The following is a 1306-nucleotide window of genomic DNA, read 5'->3' as shown; positions in this document are numbered from 1 at the left end:
ACTGAACCGCCCCGGGTATCGCGGAGGCTATTGTGTTTGAGTCAGGCTGCCACTGGAATGGCTGCCTGACTCTGTTCGTATAGTGCCTCAAACTCGGCTGGCGGCCTATTTCCGATCGGCTCCAGCAGCCGCTGATGGTTGAACCAGGTCACCCACTTCAGCGTTTCCCACTCCAGGCTTTCTACGCTTTTCCATGGCCCTCGCTTGTGGATCAGCTCGGTCTTGTAAAGGCCATTGATGGTCTCTGCCAGCGCGTTGTCGTAGCTGTCACCGGTGTTGCCAACTGATGGCTCGATGCCGGCCTCACCCAGCCGTTCGCTGTAGCGAATCGACAGATATTGCGAGCCCCTGTCGCTGTGATGAACCAGTCGATGAGGCTTAGGACGCCGGGCGTGAAGCGCCTGTTCGAGCGCATCCAGAACAAACTCCGTGCGCATGTGCCGACTGACGCGCCAGCCGACGATGAACCGCGAATAAACATCGACGATGAACGCGACGTAGGCAAATCCCTGCCAGGTTGAAACAAACGTGAAATCGGCGACCCAGAGCTGGTTGGGATGTTCGGCGGTGAACTGACGCTTCACCAGATCTCTGGGACTGGCATTGCCTGGATCGGCTTGCGTGGTCTTCACCGTCTTGCCTCGTGCCGCACCGCATAGCCCCATCTCACGCATCAATCGCTCCACTGTGCAGCGCGCCACGCCCTGGCGTTCGCGATGCATCTGTCGCCAGACCTTCCTGGCCCCATAGACCTCGTAGTTTTCCTGCCAGACACGGCGAATCTGCACGGCAAGCATCTCGTCACGGATCGCTCGAACTGAGCGTCGTGAGTAATCGCGTAAACGTGCGGCATGGCGTCGGTAAGCCGATGGAGACACTTGCAGCACGCGGCACAGTGGCTCGACCCCGAAGGCTTTGCGGTGCTCGTCGATGAGCGACCAGATTACTTCAAACGGCGGTCGAGTTCCGCCTGGGCGAAAAAAGCGCTGGCGACCTTGAGGATCTCGTTGGCCCGCTTGAGCTCGCGAATCTCGCGTTCCAGCTCTTTGATGCGAGGATCTGCCGAGGGGGTGGTGCTTGAGGGGGAAGAGGTCTTGCGAATCCAGTTGCTCAAGGTCTGAGCAGTGCAACCAATCTTGCTGGACACCGCCTCGATGGCTGCCCACTGGGAGTCGTGCGACTCCCGGACTTCGTAGACCATTCGCACGGCACGCTCGCGGACTTCAGGGGAAAACTTCGGTGGCTTTGGCATAGTGGCTCCAGTTTCTCAAAAGGGGGGAGCCTCCGCGATACCCGGGGCGGTTCA

The 1306-nt window shown here is 59.6% G+C and carries 1 protein-coding gene and 1 other annotated feature; the gene reads right to left on the bottom strand.

The annotated features are described in order from the left end of the window. Positions 1-41: 41 nt before the first annotated feature. A protein-coding gene (locus ACZRMO_RS30190; RefSeq protein WP_394355895.1) for an IS3 family transposase occupies positions 42-1252 on the bottom strand; the annotation gives its coding sequence in 2 pieces (ribosomal slippage) (positions 42-976 and positions 976-1252; 1212 coding nt in all). Continuing rightward, positions 870-986 (bottom strand) — a sequence feature (AL1L pseudoknot). (Overlaps the previous gene by 117 nt.) Positions 1253-1306: the final 54 nt, after the last annotated feature.

The sequence above is a fragment of the Pseudomonas sp. B611 genome, assembly GCF_055407965.1.
Note: the sequence above shows the minus strand (reverse complement) of the source record. Positions and strands in the feature narration are given on the sequence as shown.